General features: G+C 73.2%; 23 protein-coding genes. 20 read left to right on the top strand and 3 right to left on the bottom strand.

The window, feature by feature from the left end; genetic code table 11:
• The first annotated feature begins 29 nt into the window (after nt 1-29).
• Complete coding sequence (locus tag IE219_RS24375) at nt 30-1,460, top strand: sugar porter family MFS transporter (protein ID WP_189981111.1); 1,431 nt, start codon at nt 30-32, stop codon at nt 1,458-1,460.
• A 9-nt stretch (nt 1,461-1,469) separates the two neighbouring features.
• Here IE219_RS24375 and IE219_RS24370 read toward each other — a convergent pair whose 3' ends face one another.
• Nucleotides 1,470-2,444, bottom strand: a complete 975-nt coding sequence (locus tag IE219_RS24370; RefSeq protein WP_189981109.1) for an LLM class flavin-dependent oxidoreductase — start codon at nt 2,442-2,444, stop codon at nt 1,470-1,472.
• Nucleotides 2,445-2,573: 129 nt separating this feature from the next.
• Here IE219_RS24370 and ftsY point away from each other — a divergent pair, with 129 nt between their 5' ends.
• Nucleotides 2,574-3,797: a signal recognition particle-docking protein FtsY gene (gene ftsY, locus IE219_RS24365; protein ID WP_189981107.1), complete on the top strand. Its 1,224-nt coding sequence runs from the start codon at nt 2,574-2,576 to the stop codon at nt 3,795-3,797.
• A 110-nt stretch (nt 3,798-3,907) separates the two neighbouring features.
• On the opposite strand, the gene IE219_RS24360 is transcribed toward ftsY, so the two are convergent.
• A complete protein-coding gene (locus IE219_RS24360; RefSeq protein WP_189981104.1) occupies nt 3,908-4,558 on the bottom strand; it encodes a bifunctional DNA primase/polymerase in 651 nt (216 codons plus the stop codon).
• Between the two features lie 497 nt (nt 4,559-5,055).
• On the opposite strand from IE219_RS24360, the gene nsdA reads away from it, so the two are divergent.
• From nsdA to ftsH, 6 genes are all read left to right on the top strand, one after another.
• The gene (nsdA, locus tag IE219_RS24355) at nt 5,056-6,525 is read left to right on the top strand and encodes a transcriptional repressor NsdA (protein WP_189981102.1); all 1,470 of its coding nucleotides are present in this window, start codon (nt 5,056-5,058) and stop codon (nt 6,523-6,525) included.
• A 347-nt stretch (nt 6,526-6,872) separates the two neighbouring features.
• Nucleotides 6,873-8,234, top strand: coding sequence for an ammonium transporter (locus tag IE219_RS24350; RefSeq protein ID WP_189981203.1), 1,362 nt, complete (start codon nt 6,873-6,875; stop codon nt 8,232-8,234).
• Nucleotides 8,231-8,569 carry a P-II family nitrogen regulator gene (locus IE219_RS24345; protein ID WP_015036464.1) on the top strand — a complete coding sequence of 113 codons (339 nt, stop codon included), beginning with the start codon at nt 8,231-8,233 and terminating at the stop codon, nt 8,567-8,569. Before IE219_RS24350 ends, IE219_RS24345 begins: the two co-directional genes overlap by 4 nt.
• A 341-nt stretch (nt 8,570-8,910) precedes the next feature.
• Nucleotides 8,911-11,343 (top strand): [protein-PII] uridylyltransferase, encoded by a 2,433-nt coding sequence (locus IE219_RS24340; protein WP_189981100.1) that lies wholly within the window; start codon nt 8,911-8,913, stop codon nt 11,341-11,343.
• Between the two features lie 91 nt (nt 11,344-11,434).
• Nucleotides 11,435-12,988: a signal recognition particle protein gene (ffh, locus tag IE219_RS24335; protein ID WP_189981098.1), complete on the top strand. Its 1,554-nt coding sequence runs from the start codon at nt 11,435-11,437 to the stop codon at nt 12,986-12,988.
• Nucleotides 12,989-13,332: 344 nt separating this feature from the next.
• On the top strand, nt 13,333-15,291 hold the full coding sequence (gene ftsH / locus IE219_RS24330; protein WP_189981096.1) for an ATP-dependent zinc metalloprotease FtsH: 1,959 nt from the start codon (nt 13,333-13,335) through the stop codon (nt 15,289-15,291).
• 106 nt (nt 15,292-15,397) lie between these two features.
• On the opposite strand, the gene IE219_RS24325 is transcribed toward ftsH, so the two are convergent.
• Nucleotides 15,398-16,102, bottom strand: coding sequence for a class I SAM-dependent methyltransferase (locus IE219_RS24325; RefSeq protein ID WP_189981086.1), 705 nt, complete (start codon nt 16,100-16,102; stop codon nt 15,398-15,400).
• A gap of 320 nt (nt 16,103-16,422) precedes the next feature.
• Between IE219_RS24325 and IE219_RS24320 the strand changes: the two genes are divergently transcribed.
• The 12 genes from IE219_RS24320 to IE219_RS24265 all read left to right on the top strand — a co-directional run bounded on the left by IE219_RS24320 (nt 16,423) and on the right by IE219_RS24265 (nt 24,308).
• Nucleotides 16,423-17,016: a hypothetical protein gene (locus IE219_RS24320; protein WP_030759473.1), complete on the top strand. Its 594-nt coding sequence runs from the start codon at nt 16,423-16,425 to the stop codon at nt 17,014-17,016.
• Between the two features lie 154 nt (nt 17,017-17,170).
• Nucleotides 17,171-17,608: a 30S ribosomal protein S16 gene (rpsP, locus tag IE219_RS24315; protein WP_189981084.1), complete on the top strand. Its 438-nt coding sequence runs from the start codon at nt 17,171-17,173 to the stop codon at nt 17,606-17,608.
• A 2-nt stretch (nt 17,609-17,610) separates the two neighbouring features.
• Nucleotides 17,611-17,850 (top strand): RNA-binding protein, encoded by a 240-nt coding sequence (locus tag IE219_RS24310; RefSeq protein WP_003980229.1) that lies wholly within the window; start codon nt 17,611-17,613, stop codon nt 17,848-17,850.
• 77 nt (nt 17,851-17,927) lie between these two features.
• Nucleotides 17,928-18,482, top strand: a complete 555-nt coding sequence (rimM, locus tag IE219_RS24305; RefSeq protein WP_189981082.1) for a ribosome maturation factor RimM — start codon at nt 17,928-17,930, stop codon at nt 18,480-18,482.
• Nucleotides 18,483-18,486: 4 nt separating this feature from the next.
• Nucleotides 18,487-19,308, top strand: coding sequence for a tRNA (guanosine(37)-N1)-methyltransferase TrmD (gene trmD / locus IE219_RS24300; protein WP_189981080.1), 822 nt, complete (start codon nt 18,487-18,489; stop codon nt 19,306-19,308).
• A 127-nt stretch (nt 19,309-19,435) separates the two neighbouring features.
• The gene (gene rplS / locus IE219_RS24295) at nt 19,436-19,786 is read left to right on the top strand and encodes a 50S ribosomal protein L19 (protein ID WP_189981071.1); all 351 of its coding nucleotides are present in this window, start codon (nt 19,436-19,438) and stop codon (nt 19,784-19,786) included.
• A gap of 69 nt (nt 19,787-19,855) precedes the next feature.
• Nucleotides 19,856-20,722 (top strand): signal peptidase I, encoded by an 867-nt coding sequence (gene lepB, locus IE219_RS24290; RefSeq protein WP_189981063.1) that lies wholly within the window; start codon nt 19,856-19,858, stop codon nt 20,720-20,722.
• Complete coding sequence (gene lepB / locus IE219_RS24285; RefSeq protein WP_189981061.1) at nt 20,715-21,722, top strand: signal peptidase I; 1,008 nt, start codon at nt 20,715-20,717, stop codon at nt 21,720-21,722. Before lepB (IE219_RS24290) ends, lepB (IE219_RS24285) begins: the two co-directional genes overlap by 8 nt.
• Nucleotides 21,658-22,563 carry a signal peptidase I gene (lepB, locus tag IE219_RS24280; RefSeq protein ID WP_189981059.1) on the top strand — a complete coding sequence of 302 codons (906 nt, stop codon included), beginning with the start codon at nt 21,658-21,660 and terminating at the stop codon, nt 22,561-22,563. Before lepB (IE219_RS24285) ends, lepB (IE219_RS24280) begins: the two co-directional genes overlap by 65 nt.
• Before the next feature lie 53 nt (nt 22,564-22,616).
• A complete protein-coding gene (gene lepB, locus IE219_RS24275) occupies nt 22,617-23,393 on the top strand; it encodes a signal peptidase I (protein WP_189981057.1) in 777 nt (258 codons plus the stop codon).
• Nucleotides 23,390-23,986: an NUDIX hydrolase gene (locus IE219_RS24270; protein ID WP_189981055.1), complete on the top strand. Its 597-nt coding sequence runs from the start codon at nt 23,390-23,392 to the stop codon at nt 23,984-23,986. The genes lepB (IE219_RS24275) and IE219_RS24270 overlap by 4 nt, the downstream gene beginning before the upstream one ends.
• 13 nt (nt 23,987-23,999) lie before the next feature.
• Nucleotides 24,000-24,308: a DUF2469 domain-containing protein gene (locus IE219_RS24265; RefSeq protein WP_005311352.1), complete on the top strand. Its 309-nt coding sequence runs from the start codon at nt 24,000-24,002 to the stop codon at nt 24,306-24,308.
• Nucleotides 24,309-24,325: the final 17 nt, after the last annotated feature.

The following is a 24,325-nucleotide window of genomic DNA, read 5'->3' as shown; positions in this document are numbered from 1 at the left end:
CCGCCGGACCGCCACACCGAGGAGTCCATGTGACCAACGCGGAGAAGGTTCCCCCGCCGCCCTCCGAAGGCCGGGCGGCCCACCCGGACCACCTCGGGCACGTCATCTTCATCACCGCCTCCGCGGCCATGGGCGGCTTCCTCTTCGGCTACGACAGCTCCGTCATCAACGGCGCCGTCGAGGCCATCCGCGACCGCTACGACATCGGCTCCGCCACCCTCGCCCAGGTCATCGCCATCGCCCTCATCGGCTGCGCCATCGGCGCCGCCACCGCCGGCCGGATCGCCGACCGCATCGGCCGCATCCGCTGCATGCAGATCGCCGCCGTCCTCTTCTCCATCAGCGCCGTCGGCTCCGCCCTCCCCTTCGCGCTCTGGGACCTCGCGATGTGGCGCATCATCGGCGGCTTCGCCATCGGCATGGCCTCCGTCATCGGCCCCGCCTACATCGCCGAGGTCGCCCCCGCCGCCTACCGCGGCCGCCTCGGCTCCTTCCAGCAGGCCGCCATCGTCATCGGCATCGCCATCTCCCAGCTCGTCAACTACGGCATCCTCCAGCTCGCCGACGGCGACCAGCGCGGCAAGATCGGCGGCCTGGAGGCGTGGCAGTGGATGCTCGGCGTCATGGTCGTCCCCGCCCTCCTCTACGGCCTGCTCTCCTTCGCGATCCCCGAGTCCCCGCGCTTCCTCATCTCCGTCGGCCGCACCGACCGCGCCAAGGAGGTCCTCGCCGAGGTCGAGGGCGAGAGCGTGGACCTCGACCACCGGGTCGCCGAGATCGAGCAGGCCATGCGCCGCGAGCACAAGTCGACCTTCCGCGACCTGCTGGTCCCCGGCAGCCGCTTCAGCCTGCTCCCCATCGTCTGGGTCGGCATCGGCCTCTCCGTCTTCCAGCAGCTCGTCGGCATCAACGTCGCCTTCTACTACTCCGCGACGCTCTGGCAGTCCGTCGGCATCGACCCGTCGAGCTCGTTCTTCTACTCGTTCACCACGTCGATCATCAACATCATCGGCACCGTCATCGCGATGGTCCTCGTCGACCGGGTCGGCCGCCGGCCGCTCGCCCTCGTCGGCTCCGCCGGCATGGCCGTCGCCCTCGCCTTCGAGGCGTGGGCCTTCTCCGCCGACCTCGTCGACGGCAAGCTCCCCAACACCCAGGGCGTCGTGGCGCTCGTCGCCGCCCACGTCTTCGTCCTCTTCTTCGCCCTCTCCTGGGGCGTGGTGGTCTGGGTCTTCCTCGGCGAGATGTTCCCCAACCGGATCCGCGCCGCCGCCCTCGGCGTCGCCGCCTCCGCCCAGTGGCTCGCCAACTGGGCCATCACCGCCAGCTTCCCGTCGCTCTCCGACTGGAACCTCTCCGGCACCTACGTCATCTACGCGGTCTTCGCCGTCCTCTCCATCCCCTTCGTGCTCCTCTTCGTGAAGGAGACCAAGGGCAAGGCCCTGGAGGAGATGGGCTGACCGGCCGGATCAGGGGGTCCGGAGCCCCGGCAGCACCTCGTCGCAGAACAGCCGCAGGCTCCGCCACCCCTCCTCCACCGGCATCCCGCCGCACAGCGGGTGCAGCACCAGGCTCTCCAGGCCCAGCCCCGCGCACTCCTCCGGCGTCACCACCCGGTACACCCCCTCCGCCCGCAGCTCCGCCACGCTCGTCGCCGCCGACCGCACCGCCGACCGGATGTCCTTCGACTGCCAGGAGGCGTAGGTCCTGGCCTCGTGCAGGAAGTGCTCCCCGTACTCCGCCCAGGTCCGGTCCGGGTCCTCGGAGACGTGCAGCAGCGGAGTCTCCCGGCCGGGCATCATCGTCCACCCGTCGGTGCCGTACTCCGCGCACCGCGCCCGGTAGTACGCCTCCAGCTCCGGCAGGTGCGCGGAGGGGAAGAACGGCAGCCCCAGCCGGGCCGCCCGCCGCGCCGCCGCCTTCGAGGAGCCCCCGACGAGCAGCGGCGGGTGCGGCCGGGTGAAGGGCCGCGGGGTGACCCGTACGGTACGGCCCCGGTACGTGAAGGGCTCCCCGGTCCACGCGGCGAGCAGGGTCTCCAGGAGCTCGTCCTGAAGCCTCCCGCGCCGCCCCCAGTCGACCCCGCGCTCCTCGTACTCCTCCGGCCGGTAGCCGATCCCCGCCACCGTCACCAGCCGGCCCCCGCTCAGCAGGTCGAGCACCGCGACGTCCTCCGCGAGCCGCAGCGGATCGTGCAGCGGGCCGATGATCGCGGAGACGGTGACCGCGATCCGCCGGGTGGCGCCGAAGACGGCGCCCGCGAAGACGAAGGGGGAGGGGAGCCAGTTGTCCGCGACGCCGTGGTGCTCCTCGGTCTGCACCGTGTCCACCCCGTGCCCGTCGGCGTACGCGGCCATGGCCAGGGCGGCGCGGTACCGCTCCGCGAGGGCGTCGGGGGCGGCGTGCGGGGCGACGAGGTTGAACCGTACGACGCTGAAGGCCATGGGGTCCCCTCCGGGGCTCGGCTGCCGGCGAGGGGCGACCATAGCTGACGTGCCGTCAGATGAGAACGGGTGCGACCTGCCCCGCGTCCGCGCCGCGCGAAGGGGCGCGTGGCCGATACTGGACGGGTTATGGAACTCATCCTTGCTGTAGTCATCGCTCTGGTCGTCGCGGTCGCCGTGACGAGCGGGCTCGTGATCAGCGGTCGCAAGAAGAAGCAGCTGCCGCCGGCCGAGCCGCCGTCCACCCCGCCGACCATCACCGCTCCGCCCGCCGAGCCGCACGTCGGCGACGAGGCGGAGACGCCGCGGGAAGAACCACGCCGCACCGTCGAGGAGGTCGGCCTCCCCACCGCCGAGGAGGCCGCCGAGGCCCCCGCCGCGGTCGAGGACCCGGTCGTCGCGGAGGCGCCCGCCCCCGAGATCGAGGTCCCGGAGCCCACCGCCGGCCGGTTGGTCCGGCTCCGGGCCCGCCTCGCCCGCTCCCAGAACTCGCTGGGCAAGGGTCTGCTGACCCTGCTCTCCCGCGAGCACCTGGACGAGGACACCTGGGAGGAGATCGAGGAGACCCTCCTCACCGCCGACGTCGGCGTCGCCCCCACCCAGGAACTGGTCGAGCGGCTGCGCGAGCGCGTCAAGGTGCTCGGCACCCGCACCCCCGAGGAGCTGCGCGGCCTGCTCCGCGAGGAGCTGATCGCCCTCCTCGGCGACTACGACCGCACCGTGCACACGGAGAGCCCCGAGGACACCCCGGGCGTGGTCATGGTCGTCGGCGTCAACGGCACCGGGAAGACCACCACCACCGGCAAGCTGGCCCGCGTCCTCGTCGCGGACGGCAAGTCCGTCGTCCTCGGCGCGGCCGACACCTTCCGCGCCGCCGCCGCCGACCAGCTCCAGACCTGGGGCGACCGGGTCGGCGCCCGCACCGTGCGCGGCCCCGAGGGCGGCGACCCGGCCTCGATCGCCTTCGACGCGGTCAAGGAGGGCATCGCCGAGAAGGCCGACGTCGTCCTCGTCGACACCGCCGGCCGGCTGCACACCAAGACCGGCCTCATGGACGAGCTGGGCAAGGTCAAGCGGGTCGTCGAGAAGCACGGCCCGCTCGACGAGATCCTCCTCGTCCTCGACGCCACCACCGGCCAGAACGGCCTCATCCAGGCCCGCGTCTTCGCCGAGGTCGTGGACATCACCGGCATCGTCCTGACCAAGCTGGACGGCACCGCCAAGGGCGGCATCGTCGTCGCCGTCCAGCGCGAGCTGGGCGTCCCGGTCAAGCTGGTCGGCCTGGGCGAGGGCCCGGACGACCTGGCCCCCTTCGAGCCGGCCGCCTTCGTCGACGCCCTGATCGGCGACTGACGCCCCGGCCCCCGGGTCTCCATACGGAAAGGCCCCCTCCCGCTCGGGAGGGGGCCTTTCCGTACGCGCGCCCCGGGGAGGGGTGGGGGCGCGGCGCCGCGGAGATACGCCTAGGCGGTCCGGTGGCACATGTACGCGAGCGTGCCGAGCAGCAGCCGGGCCTGCGGCGGCGCCCCCGCCGTGTCCAGCGTCGGCGCCCGCAGCCAGTGCACCGGACCGAAGCCGCCCAGCTGCGACGGGGGAGCGGTGATGTGGGTGCCCGGCCCCAGGCAGTGCAGGTCGAGGTCGGCGTCGTCCCAGCCCATCCGGTACAGCAGCCGGGGCAGCTCGGCCGCCGCGCCCGGCGCGACGAAGAACCGGGCCCGGCCGGTCGGGGTCGCGCAGACCGGCCCCAGCGGCAGCCCCATCCGCTCCATCCGGACCAGCGCCCGCCGGCCCGCCGCCTCGGCGACCTCGATGACGTCGAAGGCGCGGCCCACCGGCAGCATCAGCGCCGCCCCGGGGTACGCCGACCAGGCCCTGGTCACGTCGTCGAGCGCCGCGCCCGCCGGAACGGGCGGCGCGAAGGAGAGGGGATGCGCGCCGGGGGCCGTACAGGCCCGGTCGCCGCAGGAGCACTGGCCGCCCGCGGCCCGCGCGCCGGGCTGGACGTCCCAGCCCCACAGTCCGGTGTACTCGGCCACCGCGGTGCACTCGGTGGTGCGTGCGCGGCGCCGTGAGCCGGACCGCATCTCACGAATGCCGCCGATCGTGAAACCCATGCCCCCTCCAACGGGTCGGACGCTCCGGTGGTTACGACCCGGCACACCACCACTACGAAGAGTGATGCGCCGCCCTCGGTTTGCCGTGCTCTGGTGTGCTCGTGCTTCCATGCCTCCGCGGCCCCGCGTTCCCTCCGTTCCCACGGAAGAGTGGCGCGCGGTCGTGGACGGGGTGGTGCGCACCGTCGCGCGCGCCTCCTCGTGCTCCCGTCCGCCAACTCCCGGTCGCCGCCTGTCAAGTGAATCGCGAAGAGGGCCCGGCGCGTTCCCCCGAAGGGGTGGCGAATGGTGGCGTTTCTTGAAACGCCCTCACGGCAGGGGTGATCGTAGGATTACTTTCGGTATCCCGAGCCCCAGGGGGGTGTCCGCGGGCGGGTATGCCGGAGGCAACCCGGTTTCCAGTTCGAAGGAGTGGGAACCCCGGGCGGACTGCCGCGCGACAGGGCATTCTGGTAAGGGTTCGCACGACAGGCAATCAGGTGGATGGGGGCGTTCCCGTGGGCGGCAACGGCACAGACGGCACGACCGCCGGCAAGCGCCCCAACGAGCGCCTCGGCTCCTGGTTCGTCCGCAGCGGCTGGTCCAAGGGCGAACTGGCCCGCCAGGTCAACCGCAGAGCCCGCCAGATGGGCGCCCACCACGTCTCCACCGACACCTCCCGCGTCCGCCGCTGGCTCGACGGCGAACAGCCCCGCGAACCCATCCCGCGGATCCTCTCCGAACTCTTCTCCGAGCGCTTCGGCTCCGTCGTCGCCGTCGAGGACCTCGGCCTGCGCGCCGCCCACCAGTCGCCCTCCGTCTCCGGCGTCGACCTCCCCTGGGCCGGCCCGCAGACCGTCTCCCTGCTCAGCGAGTTCTCCCGCAGCGACCTCATGCTCGCCCGGCGCGGCTTCCTCGGCTCCTCGCTCCAGCTCGCCGCGGGACCCGCCCTCATCGAGCCCATGCAGCGCTGGCTGGTGCCCACCCCCGCCGGCGAGGCCGGAGCCGCCGGCACCGAGGCCCGCCGCCCCCGCCGGCTCTCTCCGATGGAACTCGACCTCCTCGAATCCACCATCTCCATGTTCCGCACCTGGGACGCCCAGTCCGGCGGCGGACTGCGCCGCAAGGCCGTCGTCGGCCAGCTCCACGAGGTCACCGACCTCCTCCAGGAGGCCCACCCGCCGGCCACCGCCAAGCGCCTCTTCACCGTCGCCGCCGAACTCGCCGAACTCGCCGGCTGGATGAGCTACGACGTCGGCCTCCAGCCCACCGCCCAGAAGTACTTCGTCCTCGCCCTGCACGCCGCCAAGGAGGCCGGCGACAAGCCCCTCGGCTCGTACATCCTCTCCTCCATGAGCCGGCAGATGATCCACCTCGGCCGCCCCGACGACGCCCTCGAACTCATCCACCTCGCCCAGTACGGCAGCCGGGACTGCGCCACCGCCCGCACCCAGGCCATGCTGTATGCGATGGAGGCCCGCGCCTACGCCAACATGGGCCAGCCCTCCAAGTGCAAGCGGGCCGTCCGGATGGCCGAGGACACCTTCTCCGACGCCGGGCTGGAGGCCGAGCCCGATCCCGACTGGATCCGCTTCTTCACCGAGGCCGAGCTCAACGGCGAGAACTCCCACTCCTACCGCGACCTCGCCTACGTCGCCGGCCGCTCCCCGACCTACGCCTCCCTCGCCGAGCCCGTCATGGAGCGGGCCGTCGCCCTCTTCGCCAAGGACACCGCCCACAAGCGCTCCTACGCCCTCAACCTCATCGGCATGGCCACCGTCCACCTGCTCAAGCGCGAACCCGAGCAGTCCGTCGTCCTCGCCGAGCAGGCCCTCGGGGTCGCCCGCTCCATCCGCTCCGAGCGCGTCAACAACCGCCTCCGCAAGACCGTCGACACCGCCGCCCGCGACTACGGCGACATCGCCGAGGTCGTCCAGCTCACCGACCGGCTCACCCAGCTCCTGCCCGAATCCGCCGAAGCCGTCTGAGCCCCGCCCCACCCCCTCCGGCCCGCCCCGCGGGCCCACCCCGCCCCGGCCGCGCAGGCCGTCCCGTACCGCCCGACTCGGCTCCCCCGCCGCACAGGTGACACGGACGGCCCGCGCGGCCGGTTCCTTTCCCCCGGACCGCCGCCGCCCGCCGCCGCACGCCCCCGGCCCCGCGCCCCGCCGTTCACGGCGGCGTAACACGCCCTCCTCCTTCGTCACCGCTCCGAAACACCGAGCGGCATCGGCGGAAACCGCGCCGCGCGAATCTCTGGCGCATGACCGGCCGACCCTCCGGCCGCCCGCCCACCGGCCCCGCCCCGGCCGGACCCGACGACGAGGAGACGCCGATGGCACCAGCCGTCACGACCCTGGCCGCGGACGCCCCCGCGCTGTCCGCCGCCAACACCGGGTTCATGCTCATCTGCTCCGCCCTGGTCATGCTGATGACCCCGGCCCTCGCCTTCTTCTACGGAGGCATGGTCCGCGTCAAGTCCACCCTCAACATGCTGATGATGAGCTTCATCAGCCTCGGGATCGTCACGGTCCTCTGGGTGCTCTACGGCTTCAGCGTCGCCTTCGGCACCGACATCGGCTCCGTCGTCGGCTGGTCCACCGACTACCTCGGCCTCAGCGGCATCGGCGTCACCGAACTCTGGGACGGCTACACCATCCCGGTCTACGTCTTCGCCGTCTTCCAGCTCATGTTCGCCGTCCTCACCCCGGCCCTCATCAGCGGCGCCCTCGCCGACCGCGTCAAGTTCACCGCCTGGGCCCTCTTCATCACCCTCTGGGCCACCGTCGTCTACTTCCCCGTCGCCCACTGGGTCTGGGGCACCGGCGGCTGGCTCTTCGAGATGGGCGTCATCGACTTCGCCGGCGGCACCGCCGTCCACATCAACGCCGGCGCCGCCGCCCTCGGCGTCATCCTCGTCATCGGCAAGCGCGTCGGCTTCAAGAAGGACCCGATGCGCCCGCACAGCCTCCCGCTCGTCATGCTCGGCGCCGGCCTCCTCTGGTTCGGCTGGTTCGGCTTCAACGCCGGCTCCTGGCTCGGCAACGACGACGGCGTGGGCGCCGTCATGTTCGTCAACACCCAGGTCGCCACCGGCGCCGCCATGCTCGCCTGGCTCGCCTACGAGAAGCTCCGCCACGGCGCCTTCACCACCCTCGGCGCCGCCTCCGGCGCCGTCGCCGGACTCGTCGCCATCACCCCCGCGGGCGGCTCCTGCTCCCCGCTCGGCGCCCTCGCCATCGGCGCGATCGCCGGACTCGTCTGCGCCCTGGCCGTCGGCCTCAAGTACCGGTTCGGCTACGACGACTCCCTCGACGTCGTCGGCGTCCACCTCGTCGGCGGCGTCATCGGCTCCCTCCTCGTCGGCCTCTTCGCCACCGGCGGCGTCCAGTCCGACGCCAAGGGCCTCCTCTACGGCGGCGGCCTGGAGCAGCTCGGCAAGCAGGCCGTCGGCGTCGGCGCCGTCCTCGCCTACTCCCTGGTCGTCTCCGCGGTCCTCGCCCTGATCATCGACAGGACCATGGGCATGCGGGTCGACGAGGACGACGAGGTCTCCGGCATCGACCAGGTCGAGCACGCCGAGACCGCCTACGACTTCAGCGGAGCCGGCGGCGGAGCCTCCGGCCGCACCCCCGCGGCCCCCGCGCCGGCCACCGCGGAGAACCCGCGGCCGAAGAACCAGAAGGTGGACGCATGAAGCTCATCACCGCCGTCGTCAAGCCCCACCGGCTCGACGAGATCAAGGAGGCCCTCCAGGCCTTCGGGGTCCACGGCCTCACCGTCACCGAGGCCAGCGGATACGGCCGCCAGCGCGGCCACACCGAGGTCTACCGGGGCGCCGAGTACACCGTCGACCTCGTCCCCAAGATCCGGATAGAGGTCCTGGTCGAGGACGAGGACGCCGAACAGCTCATCGACGTCGTCGTCAAGGCCGCCCGCACCGGCAAGATCGGCGACGGGAAGGTCTGGAGCGTCCCCGTCGAGACCGCCGTCCGCGTCCGCACCGGCGAACGCGGCCCGGACGCCCTCTAGAGGGCGACGCCCCCGGACCCGGCACCCTCCCGGACCCGGCACCCTCCCGGGAGGGGCGCTCCCCGGAGGCATGACTCCCGGGGCGCGCCTTCCAGGACGCGCCCTCCGGGGCCGGTGCCCCCGGGTCCGGCGTCCACGGGTCGTGCGCCCCCGGGTCTGCCGCCGTCCGGGTCGTGTCGGGGCGGGGCCGCCCGCGCGGCGGCGCCCTCCCGACCCGGCCCGGCGGTACGACTCCGGAGTACGGCCCCCGGGACGCCCGCCCCGGGACGCCCGCGGCGGTACGCGCGCCCGCGCCCGTACCGCCGCACCCCCTCTCCCGCCCGCAGGACGAAGGAGCCGCCGTGACCGCCTCCGTACCGCAGCACGCGACCGGGGAGGAGTACGCGGCGGAGCGCCTCGCGCTCCTCCGGGGGGAGGGCCGGCCCGGACCGGAGCGCCGCACCGCCCTCGCCCGCCTCACCGACGACTGGCTCGCCGCCCTCTTCGCCGCCGCCGCGCCCCCGCCCGGCACCGCCCTCGCCGCCGTCGGCGGCTACGGCCGCGCCGAACTCTCCCCCCGCAGCGACCTCGACCTCCTCCTGCTCCACGACGGCACCGCCACCGGCAAGGAGATCGCCGCCCTCGCCGACCGCCTCTGGTACCCCGTCTGGGACCTCGGCCTCGCCCTCGACCACGCCGTCCGCACCCCGGCCCAGGCCCGCGCCACCGCCGCCGGCGACCTCAAGGTCCAGCTCGGCCTCCTCGACGCCCGGCCCCTCGCCGGCGCCACCGGCACCGTCACCGCCCTGCGCACCGCCGCCCTCGCCGACTGGCGCGACCACGCCGCCCGCCGCCTCCCCGAACTCGCCGAACTCTGCCGCGACCGGGCCGCCCGCGCCGGCGAACTCCGCTTCCTCCTCGAACCCGACCTCAAGGAGGCCCGCGGCGGCCTCCGCGACACCCAGGCCCTGCGCGCCGTCGCCGCCTCCTGGCTCGCCGACGCCCCCCGCGACGGCCTCGACGCCGCCCGCCGCCGCCTCCTCGACACCCGCGACGCCCTCCACCTCACCACCGGCCGCGCCACCGACCGCCTCGCCCTCCAGGAACAGGACGCCGTCGCCGCCCACCTCGGCCTCCTCGACGCCGACACCCTGCTCCGCGAGGTGTACGAGGCCGCCGACACCGTCACGTACGCCTCCGACCTCACCTGGCGCGCCGTCGGCCGCGTCCTGCGCGCCCGCTCCGCACGCCCCCGGCTCCGCGCCCTCCTCGGCGGCCGCGCCCCCCAGCAGGCCCCCGCCGAACGGACCCCGCTCGCCGAGGGCGTCGTCGAGATGGACGGCGAGGCCGTCCTCGCCCGCTCCGCGAAACCCGAACGCGACCCCGTCCTCCCGCTCCGCGCCGCCGCCGCGGCCGCCCAGCACGGCCTGCCGCTCTCCCCGCACGCCGTCCGCCACCTGGCCGCCACCGCCGGACCGCTCCCCGTGCCGTGGCCCGCCGAGGCCCGCGAGGCGCTCGTCACCCTCCTCGGCGCCGGCCCCTCCACCGTCCCCGTCTGGGAGGCCCTGGAGGCCGAAGGGCTCGTCACCCGCCTGCTGCCCGACTGGGAGCGCGTCCGCCACCGCCCCCAGCGCAACCCCGTCCACACCTGGACCGTCGACCGCCACCTCGTCGAGACCGCCGTCCGCGCCGCCTCCCTCACCCGCCGCGTCGGCCGCCCCGACCTCCTCCTCACCGCCGCCCTCCTCCACGACATCGGCAAGGGCTGGCCCGGCGACCACTCCGCCGCCGGCGAGACCATCGCCCGCGACCTCGCCGCCCGCATCGGCTTCGACCGCACCGACACCGCCACCCTCGCCGCCCTCGTCCGCCACCACCTCCTCCTCGTCGACACCGCCACCCGCCGCGACCTCGACGACCCCGCCACCGTCCACGCCGTCGCCACCGCCGTCGGCACCGTCGGCACCCTGGAACTCCTGCACGCCCTCACCGAGGCCGACGCGCTGGCCACCGGCCCCGCCGCCTGGTCCGCCTGGCGCGCCTCCCTCGTCGCCGACCTCGTCAAACGCGTCGCGGGCGTCCTCGCCGGCGAACCCCTCCCCGACCCCGAGGCCGCCGCCCCCAGCGCCGAACAGGAACGCCTCGCCGTCGAGGCCCTGCGCACCGGCGAACCCGTCCTCTCCCTGCGCACCCGTCCCGAGGAACCCCTCGACGGGGACGCCCCCGAACCCGTCGGCGCGGAACTCCTCGTCGCCCTGCCCGAACGGCCCGGCGTCCTGCCCGCCGTCGCCGGCGTCCTCGCCCTCCACCGGCTCACCGTCCGCACCGCCGAACTCCGCGCCGCCCGCCTCCCCGACGGCCTCGGCACCGCCCCCGTCCTCGTCCTCGCCTGGCGGGTCGCCGCCGAGTACGGCTCCCCGCCCCCCGGCCACCGGCTCCGCGCCGACCTGCTGCGCGCCCTCGACGGCACCCTCGACATCCCCGCCCGCCTCGCCGAACGCGAGGCCGCCCACCCCCGCCGCCGGGGCGTCCCCGCCCCGCCGCCCCGCGTCACCGTCGTCCCCGAGTCCCGCCTCGCCACCGTCCTGGAGATCCGCGCCCAGGACGCCCCCGGGCTGCTCCACCGCATCGGCCGCGCCCTGGAGGGAGCGGCCGTCCGGGTCCGCAGCGCCCACGTCTCCACCCTCGGCGCCAACGCCGTCGACACCCTGTACGTGACCCGCCCCGACGGCACCCTCCTCGCCCCCGAGGAGGCCGCCGGACTGGCCCGGGAGCTGGAGAAGGCACTGGGATGACAGGTTCCTCCGGCGGGCGAGGGCTGCTCCGCCCCGGGGCCGGATACCCTGGGTGGCGACCATCCGCCCCGACCCGAGGACCGCGACCACCGTGTTCGATACGCTTTCCGACCGCCTCAGCGCGACTTTCAAGTCCCTCCGGGGCAAAGGCCGCCTCTCCGAGCAGGACATCGACAGCGCGGCCCGGGAAATCCGTATCGCCCTCCTCGAGGCCGACGTCGCCCTGCCGGTCGTCCGCGCGTTCATCAAGAACGTGAAGGAGCGGGCCCTCGGCGCCGAGGTCTCCAAGGCGCTGAACCCCTCCCAGCAGGTCATCAAGATCGTCAACGACGAGCTGGTCTCGATCCTCGGCGGCGAGACCCGCCGGCTGCGGTTCGCCAAGAACCCGCCGACCGTGATCATGCTCGCCGGTCTCCAGGGTGCCGGTAAGACCACCCTCGCCGGAAAGCTCGGCCTCTGGCTGAAGGGGCAGGGCCACTCGCCGCTGCTCGTCGCCTGCGACCTCCAGCGCCCCAACGCCGTCAACCAGCTCTCCGTCGTCGCCGACCGCGCCGGCGTCGCCTTCTACGGCCCCCAGCCCGGCAACGGCGTCGGCGACCCGGTCCAGGTCGCCAAGGACTCGATCGAGCACGCCCGGTCGAAGATGTACGACATCGTCATCGTCGACACCGCCGGCCGCCTCGGCATCGACCAGGAGCTGATGCGGCAGGCCGCGGACATCCGCGACGCCGTCAGCCCCGACGAGATCCTCTTCGTCGTCGACGCCATGATCGGTCAGGACGCGGTCAACACCGCCGAGGCGTTCCGCGACGGCGTCGGCTTCGACGGCGTCGTGCTCTCCAAGCTCGACGGCGACGCCCGGGGCGGTGCCGCGCTCTCCATCGCGCACGTCACCGGCAAGCAGATCATGTTCGCCTCCAACGGCGAGAAGCTGGACGAGTTCGACGCGTTCCACCCGGACCGGATGGCGTCCCGCATCCTCGGCATGGGCGACATGCTGTCGCTCATCGAGAAGGCCCAGCAGACCTTCGACGAGGAAGAGGCCGCCAAGATGGCCTCGAAGCTCGCGTCGAAGAAGGGCCAGGACTTCACCCTGGACGACTTCCTCGCCCAGATGGAGCAGGTCCGCAAGATGGGCTCCATCTCCAAGCTCCTCGGCATGCTGCCCGGCATGGGCCAGATGAAGGAGCAGATCGCCAACATCGACGAGCGGGACGTGGACCGCACGGCGGCGATCATCAAGTCGATGACCCCGGCCGAGCGCCAGGACCCGACCCTCATCAACGGCTCGCGCCGCGCCCGCATCGCCAAGGGCTCCGGCGTCGAGGTCAGCGCGGTGAAGGGCCTGGTCGAGCGGTTCTTCGAGGCCCGCAAGATGATGTCCCGCATGGCCCAGGGCGGCGGTCTGCCCGGCATGCCCGGCATGCCGGGGATGGGCGGCGGCCCCGGCCGGCAGAAGAAGCAGGTCAAGCAGGCCAAGGGCAAGCGCAAGAGCGGCAACCCGATGAAGCGGAAGGCCGAGGAGCAGGCCGCCCAGGAGAAGCGGGAGCAGGCCCAGCAGGGCGGCGCCTTCGGCCTGCCGGGCGCCGGCCAGCCCCCGCAGGACTTCGAGCTGCCGGACGAGTTCAAGAAGTTCATGGGCTGACGCCCCCGCGCCGGACGAAGGGCCCGGGCCGGTCTCGTACCCACGAGAACCGCCCCGGGCCCTTCCCCGTCCCCGACACCGCCTCCCGCCTCTTTCCGGTACGGGCTCCACACCGCCCCGCCCTTCTTCCCGGTACGGGCTCCGCGCCGCCCCGCCCTCCTTCCGGTACGGGCCCGGCTCCGTCCCGCCCCCCTCCTGGTACGGGCTCCGCGCCGCCCCCGGCTCCGCCCCGCGTGCCGCCCCGCGTGCCGCTCCCGTGGCGGCTCGTCCGCCCGGACCATCCGGAATGCCGCCTTCGTCCCGCTCTTCGATACTGGGGCCACTGCCACCCCGAGGAGAGCCCCGTGGCCAACCCCGTACCCCCGCGCGACCGGACCGACCAGCCCTGGCGCTCGGAAGGGGCCCCGCCGCCCCCGCCGCCCAAGAAGCGGATGCCGGGGGGCTGGGGCAGCCTGATCCTCACCGCGCTCGCGGTCTACCTGATCGCCAACATCGTGCTGTCGTTCTTCAACGAGGGCGACGGGCCGACGATCTCGTACACCGAGTTCGACAAGCAGGTGGCCGCCGGGAACGTCACCAAGATCTACTCCAAGGGCGACGCGATCCAGGGCCAGCTGAAGAACAAGCAGCCCGTCCCCGACGGCAAGGGCGACTACACCAAGTTCCAGACCCAGCGGCCCGCCTTCGCCGACGACCAGCTGTGGGCGCAGCTCACCAAGCAGAACGTCACGGTCACCGCCGAACCCGTGGTGCAGGAACGTTCCTTTCTCGCCAACCTCCTCCTCTCCCTCGCCCCGATGCTCCTCCTCGTCCTCCTCTGGGTCTTCATCGCCCGCCGGATGAGCGCCGGCATGGGCGGCGGAGGCGGCATGCTCGGCCGCAAGCAGCCGCCCAAACCCGTGGAACTGGAGGGCGGCCCGCGCACCACCTTCGCCGACGTCGCCGGCATCGACGAGGTCGAGGGCGAGCTCAACGACGTCGTCGACTTCCTCAAGAACCCCGACGCCTACCGGCGGATGGGCGCCAAGATGCCCCGCGGCGTCCTCCTCGCCGGCCCGCCCGGCACCGGCAAGACCCTCCTCGCCCGCGCCGTCGCGGGCGAGGCCGGCGTGCCCTTCTTCTCCGCCTCCGCCTCCGAGTTCATCGAGATGATCGTCGGCGTCGGTGCCTCCCGCGTCCGCGAACTCTTCGCCGAGGCCCGCAAGGTCGCCCCCGCGATCATCTTCATCGACGAGATCGACACCATCGGCCGGGCCCGCGGCGGCGGCTCCGGCATGGGCGGCCACGACGAGCGCGAGCAGACCCTCAACCAGATCCTCACCGAGATGGACGGCTTCAGCGGCTCCGAGGGCGTCATCGTCCTCGCCGCCACCAACCGCGCCGACGTCCTCGACCCCGCCCTCACCCGCCCCGGCCGCTTCGACCGGGTCGTCCACGTCAACCCGCCCGACCGGGGCGGCCGCGAGGCCATCCTCCGCATCCACACCCGGCAGATCCCGCTCGCCAAGGACGTCGACCTGGAGCAGGTCGCCCGCACCACCCCCGGCATGACCGGCGCCGAACTCGCCAACCTCGCCAACGAGGCCGCCCTCCTCGCCGTCAAGCGCGACCAGAAGGCCGTCACCCAGTCCGACCTCTCCGACGCCCTGGAGAAGGTCCAGCTCGGCGCCGAACGCCCCCTCGTCATGCCCGAGGAGGAGCGCCGCCGCACCGCCTACCACGAGAGCGGCCACGCCCTCCTCGGCATGCTCCAGCCCGGCGCCGACCCCGTCCGCAAGATCACCATCGTGCCGCGCGGCCGGGCTCTCGGCGTCACCCTCTCCACCCCCGACGCCGACAAGTACGCCTACACCGAGGAGTACCTGCGCGGCCGGATCATCGGCGCCCTCGGCGGCATGGCCGCCGAGCAGGTCGTCTTCGGCGTCATCACCACCGGCGCCGAGAGCGACCTGGAACAGGTCACCAACATCGCCCGGGGCATGGTCGGCCGCTGGGGCATGAGCGAGACCGTCGGCCGCCTCACCGCCATCCCGAGCGACGCCCAGCAGGCGTACGGACTCTCGGCCGCCCCCGCGACCCTCGACACCGTCGACGCCGAGATGCGCCGGATCGTCGACGAGTGCTACGAGGACGCGGTACGGCTCCTCGGCGAGCACCGCGACAAGCTGGACGCCCTCTCCGCCGCCCTCCTGGCCCAGGAGACCCTGGAGGAGGACGCGGCCTACCGCGCGGCGGGCATCGAACGCCCCGCCCCGGACCACCCCGACCCGGGCGCCGGCCCCCACCCCGAACCGCCCGCCTGAACCACGGGCCGCCACCGCCGCCGCACACGCACGCGCGCGTGGAGACGGGAGAGCCGACCGGCGCCGGCCCCGCACGCACGCGCGCGTGGAGCCGGGCCCCGTACCGCTACGGCACGCGCGCGATCACATAGCGGAAGACGTTCGGCATCCAGACCGTGCCGTCGTCCCGCCGGTGCGGGGCGAGCGCCTCCTCCAGCTCCTTCTCCACCGGTCCGGGCCCCGCGCTCCGCAGCGCCGCGTCGAAGGCGCCGGTGGAGAGCAGCCCGCGCACCGCGCTCGCCCCGTCCGCGTACCCGAAGGGACAGGCCACCCGGCCCGCCGCCACCGGCCGCAGCCCGGCCCGCGCGACCAGCGCCTCCGGGCCCGCGCCGGGCCGGTCCGCCGACCGCAGCAGCGGCTCCGCCGCGCACCGCTCCGGCGGCCCCCAGCCCGCCACGACCACCGCCGCGCCCGACTGGGCCGCCCGGGTGAGGACGGCGGGGGAGACGGCCGGGGGGAAGGCCGCGTGGAAGGCGGTCACCACGTCGTACGACCCCTCCGCGGGCGCCTCCGGCGTCACCGGCACCTCCCACCGAAGCCGCTCCACGGCCAGTTCCGCGCGCGCGGGGTCCCGCTCCGCGCCCGCGGCCGACGCGCCCCGGGCCGCCGCCATCAGCAGGGCGAGCCCGGTGCCGCAGTCCAGCCCGAGCAGCCGGGTGCCGGGCCCCACGCCGAGCCGCTCGTGGACGGCCTCGTACAGCGGGACGAGCATCCGCTCCTGGATCTCGGCCCAGTCGCGCGCGGGATGGTGCGGGAGAAGCACAGGTGTCATGGACGAGGCCCCAATCCGTGCCTGGACGACAGCCCCCCGTAGCCAGGGAACTGCGCTTCGCGTCCGCCGTCCAGCGCTGGCGCCGGCCGGGCCCGGCCCCGCGCGCCGGACCCGGTGCCCGAAGACGGGCAGCGGACCGGTAGTCTCCCCTCCCACACCACGCCCGCGCGGGCGGGAAGCGCGTGGAAAGAGCGCACGCCGGGGCCTATGCGCCCTGTGGGACGGCTCCGGATGTCTGAATACCGACTGACGGGTACGTGCAAAATATTTGAGTTGCCCCGTAATGGAACCCGGAAGCGCTCCGGCTCGTTGTACCCGACGTGAGCACGACACCACCTGTTCTCGCCGCAGAGCTGGCACAGGCGTGGGCCGACATTCAACGGCACCACCCCGAGCTGCCGGACCTCGCCGCGCCCGAGTCCCTGATCGGAGAGTCGTCGTCCGCCTGCGGCGCCGAGCTCTCCTTCGAGCGACTGCTCCACGAGGCAGTCCACGGCATCGCCGCCGCCCGGGGTGTCCGCGACACCTCCCGCGCCGGCCGCTATCACAACCGGAGGTTCCTCGCGATCGCCGAGGAGATGGGCCTCGACCACCCCGAGGAGCCGCACGCCAGCAGCGGCTTCTCCCTGGTCACGCTCAACCCCGAGGCGAAGCGCCGCTACCGGCCGACCATCGAGCGGCTCCAGCGCGCGCTCAAGGCCCACACCGTCGCCACCGCGGCCGACACCAAGCGCTCCTTCCGCGGACCGGCCGCCCGGCACGGCTCCTCCGGAGGCGGCGTGCGGGTCAAGGCCGTCTGCGACTGCGGGCGCAACGTGCGCGTGGTCCCGTCGGTGCTGGCCCAGGCCCCGATCGTGTGCGGAGGGTGCGGCAAGCCCTTCCGCATCCCCGAGACGGTGGGCGCCGCGAGCTGACCCCGTGAGGTGTGGCAGAATGGTCAGCTGTACTCGACAGTCGCACAGGACCCCTCTCTCCTCCGGCTGACGCGTCCATCGGGCACCCGAGTACCGCAACCCCACGTGGCATCTCAAGTGCCCCACCACGTCAAGACCAGGAGACACCACTCCAGTGGCAGTCAAGATCAAGCTCAAGCGCCTCGGCAAGATTCGCCAGCCTCACTACCGCATCGTCGTCGCCGACGCCCGCACCCGCCGTGACGGCCGCGCGATCGAAGAGATCGGCATCTACCACCCGACGTACAACCCGTCGCGTATCGAGGTCGACTCCGAGCGCGCGCAGTACTGGCTCTCCGTCGGCGCCCAGCCGACCGAGCCCGTCCTCGCCATCCTCAAGCTCACCGGCGACTGGCAGAAGCACAAGGGCCTCCCGGCCCCGGAGAAGCCGCTGCTCTCCCCGGTGACCAAGGAAGAGAAGCGCGCTTCCTTCGACGAGTTCGCCAAGGCTCTCGAGGGCGGCGACGACAAGGGTGAGGCCATCACCCCGAAGGCCAAGAAGGCCAAGGCGGACGAGGCCGAGGCCGAGTCGACCGAGTCGACCGAGGCCTGAGCATGCTCGAGGAGGCTCTCGAGCACCTCGTGAAGGGCATCGTCGACAACCCCGACGACGTGCAGGTCGCCTCGCGCACCCTGCGTCGCGGCCGCGTGCTGGAGGTCCGGGTCCACCCCGACGACCTCGGCAAGGTGATCGGCCGCAACGGCCGCACCGCGCGTGCGCTGCGGACCGTCGTGGGCGCCATCGGCGGCCGTGGCATCCGCGTCGACCTCGTCGACGTGGACCAGGTCCGCTGAAAGTTTGACACCGGCACGGGCCGGGGAGGGCAGACCGCCCTCCCCGGCCCGTTGCCGTACGACAGGAGAGTTCACCAGTGCAGTTGGTAGTAGCGCGGATCGGCCGCGCCCACGGGATCAAGGGCGAGGTCACCGTCGAGGTCAGGACCGACGAGCCCGAGCTGCGGCTCGGCCCCGGCGCCGTCCTCCTCACCGACCCGGCCTCCACCGGGCCGCTCACCATCGAGACCGGCCGGGTGCACAGCGGCCGCCTCCTGCTGCGCTTCGAGGGCGTCCGCGACCGGACCGCCGCCGAAGCCCTGCGCAACACCCTCCTCATCGCGGAGATCGACCCCGAGGAACTGCCCGAGGAGGAGGACGAGTACTACGACCACCAGCTCATGGACCTCGACGTGGTCCTCGCCGACGGCACCGAGATCGGCGTCATCACGGAGATCTCCCACCTGCCCTCGCAGGACCTCTTCATCGTCGAACGCCCCGACGGCACCGAGCTGATGATCCCCTTCGTCGGCGAGATCGTCACCGAGATCGACCTGGAGAACCAGCGGGCCGTCATCGACCCGCCGCCCGGCCTCATCGACGACCGCGCGGAGATCGCCTCCGCCCGCGACGCCGAGACCGAAGGCGAGTGAGGACATGAGGCTCGACGTCGTCACGATCTTCCCCGAGTACCTCGACCCGCTGAACGTCTCGCTCGTCGGCAAGGCCCGCGCGCGCGGCCGGCTCGACGTCCACATCCACGACCTGCGGGAATGGACCTACGACCGGCACAACACGGTCGACGACACCCCCTACGGCGGCGGCCCCGGCATGGTCATGAAGACCGAGCCCTGGGGCGACGCCCTCGACCAGGTCCTCGCCGACGGCTACGAGGCCGGCGCCCACGGCCCCGCCCTCGTCGTCCCCACCCCCAGCGGCCGGCCCTTCACCCAGGCACTCGCCGTCGAACTCTCCGAGCGGCCCTGGCTGGTCTTCACCCCCGCCCGCTACGAGGGCATCGACCGCCGCGTCATCGACGAGTACGCCACCCGCCTGCCCGTCTACGAGGTCTCCATCGGCGACTACGTCCTCGCCGGCGGCGAGGCCGCCGTCCTCGTCGTCACCGAGGCCGTCGCCCGCCTCCTCCCCGGCGTCCTCGGCAACGCCGAGTCGCACCGCGACGACTCCTTCGCCCCCGGCGCCATGGCCAACCTCCTGGAAGGCCCCGTCTACACCAAGCCGCCCGAGTGGCGCGGCCGGGAGATCCCCGACGTCCTGCTCAGCGGCCACCACGGCAAGATCGCCCGCTGGCGCCGCGACGAGGCGTTCCGCCGCACCGCGGCCAACCGGCCCGACCTCATCGAGCGCTGCGACCCCGCCTCCTTCGACAAGAAGGACCGCGAGACCCTCTCGATCCTGGGCTGGGCCCCCGAGCCCGGCGGCCGATTTTGGCGCAGGGTCGAGGGCGTGGAAGAATAGGCGACTGCCGTGCGTCCGGCGCGCGCCCCTGCCACAGGGGGAGCCGCCCGCCATCGACCGCACGGCGATCCATCGATTCGTACCTCACCGCTGATGGCCTGTGGCATCGGCGAGGAAAGAGACCTCCATGGCCTCCCTGCTCGACCAGGTGAACGCGGCTTCCCTCCGCTCCGACCTGCCCTCCTTCCGTCCCGGCGACACCGTGAACGTCCACGTGCGCGTCATCGAGGGCAACCGCTCCCGTATCCAGCAGTTCAAGGGCGTCGTCATCCGCCGCCAGGGCTCCGGCGTCTCCGAGACCTTCACCGTCCGCAAGGTCTCCTTCTCCGTCGGCGTCGAGCGGACCTTCCCGGTCAACAGCCCGATCTTCGAGAAGATCGAGCTCGTGACCCGCGGTGACGTCCGTCGCGCCAAGCTCTACTACCTCCGCGAGCTGCGCGGCAAGGCCGCCAAGATCAAGGAGAAGCGCGACAACTGAGCTCCGGCTCACCCCTCGCGCGACGCTTCACGCTCCTCGTACAGGCGGGCCGGATAGGCTCACCCCCCGATGGACACCGAAGCACAGCACACGGAGCGCGACCCCTCCTCCCCGGCGGATCCCCCAGTGGATCCCGCCACGGACGACGGGTCGCGCTCCGTGCGCGTTCCCGGGACGCCCGACGGCGACGCCCCCTCCGAGGATCCGGAGGAGACCTCCGGGGACGACCCCGCCGAGCGCGGCCCCTCCTGGCTGCGCACCGGCCTGACCGGCGCCGCCTGCGTGGTCCTCCTGCTGCTCGTCAGCCACTTCGTCGCCCAGCCCTTCCTGATCCCGAGCCGCTCCATGGAACCCACCCTCCAGGTCGGCGACCGGCTCCTCGTCAACAAGCTGGCGTACCGTTTCGGCAACGAGCCGGCCCGGGGCGACGTCGTCGTCTTCGACGGCACCGGATCCTTCGTCCCGGAACAGCCCGCGGGCAATCCCGTCACCGGCCTCCTGCACGACGCCGCGGCCTCTCTCGGCCTCGCCGCCCCCGACGAGACCGACTTCGTCAAGCGCGTCGTCGGCACCGGCGGCGACCGGGTCGTCTGCTGCGACACGGACGGCCGGATCAGCGTCAACGGCACCCGCGTCGAGGAGCCGTACCTCGCCCCCGGCGACCGGCCCTCCGACGTCCCCTTCGACATCGTCGTCCCCCCGGGCACCCTCTGGGTGATGGGCGACCACCGCAGCCAGTCCAGCGACTCCCGCGACCACCTCGGCAGCCCCGGCGGCGGCATGGTCCCCGTCGACCGGGTCGTCGGCCGCGCCGCCTGGATCGTCTGGCCCGTCGGCCGCTGGACCGCGTTCGAGCGGACCGGAGCCTACGACTCCGTACCGGCGCCGCCGGCCGCCGGGCACCCGACCGGGCCCCGGGGGAGCGGGCATGGGTAGCCACGGCCGCCGGGCGGACGCCGGACCGGACGACGCGGCGGCCCCGCCCGGCCGGGCCGACCGGCGCCGGCTGGCCCGCCGGGTCAAGCGGCGCCGGCAGCGCTCCGCACTCCGCGAGATCCCCCTCCTGGTCGGGGTCGCGGTGCTCATCGCGCTCGTCCTCAAGACCTTCCTCGTCCAGGCGTTCGTCATCCCGTCCGGCTCCATGGAGCAGACCATCCGGATCGACGACCGGGTCCTCGTCGACAAGCTCACCCCGTGGTTCGGCTCCGCACCGCAGCGCGGGGACGTCGTCGTCTTCAAGGACCCCGGCAGCTGGCTCCACCAGGAGACGGCCCCCGCCACCGAGGACCCGATCGGCGTCAAACAGCTCAAACAGGCGCTCACCTTCATCGGGCTGATGCCCTCCGCCGACGAACGGGACCTCATCAAGCGGGTCGTCGCCGTCGGCGGCGACACCGTCCGCTGCTGCGGCAAGGACGGCCGGCTCACCGTCAACGGCACCCCGATCGACGAGCCCTACCTGTACCCCGGCAACCAGCCCTCCGCCATCCCCTTCGAGGTGAAGGTCCCCGAGGGCCGGATCTTCGTCCTCGGCGACCACCGCGCCGACTCCGCCGACTCCCGCTACCACCTGGACGAACCGGGCCGGGGCACGATCGCCGAGGAGCAGGTCGTGGGGCGCGCCGTGGTGATCGCCTGGCCCTTCGGCCACTGGCGCCGCCTGGAGGAGCGCGACGCCTTCGCCGCGGTGCCGGACGCGCCCGCGGATGCCGGGACCGCACGCGGCATCCCGCATACTGAGTCCTCGCGGAACGCGAACGGATCGCCCCGGCCGCCGACCCCCGGGGAACTCCTGCTCGTTATGGGAATGGCGGGCCTGTTCCTGTTCCGGGACGGGCGGACGCACGAATCGAGGAGTGGACGTGGGGGAAGTGACCGTCGGCGCCCGTTCCGGACAGGACGGGCCCGAGGACAGGGCCGACGGGGCCAGAGGTGAGAGCGTGACGGAAGACAACAGCGGCGACAGCACACCGGCGCCCGGCGAGAACCCGGACACGACCGACGAGGACACCGGCGGACGTCCCCAGAAGCCGCGTTCCTTCTGGAAGGAACTGCCGCTCCTGATCGGCATCGCGCTCATCCTCGCGCTGCTGATCAAGACCTTCCTGGTGCAGGCGTTCTCGATTCCCTCGGAATCGATGATGAACACCCTCAAGAAGGGCGACCGGGTCCTCGTCGACAAGCTGACGCCGTGGTTCGGCTCCGAACCCGAGCGCGGCGAGGTCGTCGTCTTCCACGACCCGGGCGGCTGGCTGGAGACCGCGGAGACCCCCGCCCCCAACGCCCTCCAGAAGTTCCTCAGCTTCATCGGCCTCATGCCGTCCGCCGAGGAGAAGGACCTCATCAAGCGGGTCATCGCCGTCGGCGGCGACACCGTCTCCTGCAAGGAGGGCGGCAAGGTCGTCCTCAACGGCAAGGAACTCGACGAGACCTCCTACCTGTACCCGGGCTCCATGCCCTGCCAGGACTCCTTCGGCCCGATCAAGGTCCCCGAGGACCGCATCTGGGTCATGGGCGACAACCGCCAGAACTCCCTGGACTCCCGCTTCCACCAGGAGCTCCCCGGCGGCGGCACCGTCGCCCAGGACCAGGTCGTCGGCCGCGCCATCGTCGTCGCCTGGCCCGTCAACCGCTGGTCCACCCTCCCCGTCCCGGCCACCTTCGACCAGCCCGGACTCGCCGCCGCCGCGGCACCGGCCGCCCTCGGCCTCGCCGGGGCGCTGCCCCTGGTCCTGTGGCGCCGCAAGAAGCGCACCGCACGGCATACCGCCGAGTAGTGACCCGCGGGTAGGGTGCCGTCCCGGAACGTCGACAGACCTCTGGGGTGCCCATGAGCGGAACGACCGGCAGCGGGACGGCCGGAAGCGGTACGGGAAAGCGTGACGGCCACGGCCGCCTCGGCAGCGTGCTGTCGGGGCTGGTCGTGGCCGTCGGCTGTCTCCTCTTCCTCGGCGGCTTCGCCGCGGGGGCCCTGCTCTACCGGCCCTACACCGTGCCCTCCGACTCCATGACCCCCACCCTCGCCGTGGGCTCCAAGGTCCTCGCCCAGCGCGTCGACGGCACGGACGTCAGGCGCGGCGACATCGTCGTCTTCGAGGACCCCCTCTGGGGCGGCGTCCCCATGGTCAAGCGGGTCGTCGCCGTCGGCGGCGACACCGTCGCCTGCTGCGGCGAGGGCGACCGGCTCACCGTCAACGGCACCCCGGTCGACGAGCCGTACCTCGCCCCCGGCCTCGACGGCTCCCCGCGCGCCTCCGCCGAGGACTTCTCCGCCACCGTCCCCGACGGCAGCCTCTTCCTCCTCGGCGACGACCGCTTCACCTCCCTCGACTCCCGCACCCACCTGGAGGACGCCGCCCAGGGATCGGTGCCGCGCACCAGCGTCGTCGCCCGCGTCGACGCCGTCGTCTGGCCCGCCCCCGGCTCCCTCGTCGAGCGCCCCGCCGGCTTCGCCGCCCTGCCCGGCGGCACCTCCGAACCCGGCCCGGTGGCCCTCCTCCTGACCTCCGTCGCGGCCGGCGCCGTCCTGGTCCTGGCCGGCGCCGCGTACGGCCCCGTCGCCGGCCTCCTGCGCCGCCGCGCACCCGCCCGCGAGAGGACGACATGACAGACGGCACGACGGACGACGACGCGACGGACGGGGACGGTACGGAGCCGGGGGAGACGCCCGACGAACGGCGGCAGGTCGCCCGGGTCATCCTCCTCGACCCCGACGACCGCCTCCTCCTCCTGCACGGACACGAACCCGACGACCCGTCCGTCACCTGGTGGTTCACCCCCGGCGGCGGTCTGGAGGGCGACGAGAGCCACGCCCAGGCCGCCCTGCGCGAACTGGCCGAGGAGACCGGCATCACCGACGCCGAACTCGGCCCCGTCCTCTGGCGCCGCCACTGCGCCTTCCCCTTCGCCGGCCGCCGCTGGGAACAGGACGAGTGGTACTTCCTCGCCCGCGTCCACCGCACCGGCCCCGCACCCGGCCCCCGCGCCCTCACCGACCTGGAGACCCGCAGCCTCTCCGGCCTGAGATGGTGGACCTCCGCCGAACTGTCGGCGGCCCATGAGACCGTGTACCCCATCAGGCTCGCCGAGCTGCTGCGCACGCTGCTCGACGAGGGACCCCCCGGGTCGCCCGTGGTTCTCGCCCCCGAAATCGTCCAGGGGCGCGGACGGCTGGCGCACAATAGGGGGACGCACGGCTGAAGGGGAACATGCCATGAGCGCCGAGGACCTCGAGAAGTACGAGACCGAGATGGAGCTGAAGCTCTACCGGGAGTACCGAGACGTCGTCGGGCTGTTCAAATACGTCATCGAGACCGAGCGGCGCTTCTACCTCACCAACGACTACGAGATGCAGGTGCACTCGGTCCAGGGCGAGGTCTTCTTCGAGGTCAGCATGGCCGACGCCTGGGTCTGGGACATGTACCGGCCGGCGAGGTTCGTGAAGCAGGTCCGCGTGCTCACCTTCAAGGACGTGAACATCGAGGAGCTCAACAAGAGCGACCTCGAACTGCCCGGCAGCTGACCGGACGCGTACGCCGT

It is taken from the genome of Streptomyces termitum (assembly GCF_014650175.1).
Taxonomy (GTDB): domain Bacteria; phylum Actinomycetota; class Actinomycetes; order Streptomycetales; family Streptomycetaceae; genus Streptomyces; species Streptomyces termitum.
The sequence above is the reverse complement of the archived record's forward strand: the minus strand, read 5'-3'. Positions and strand labels throughout refer to the sequence as shown.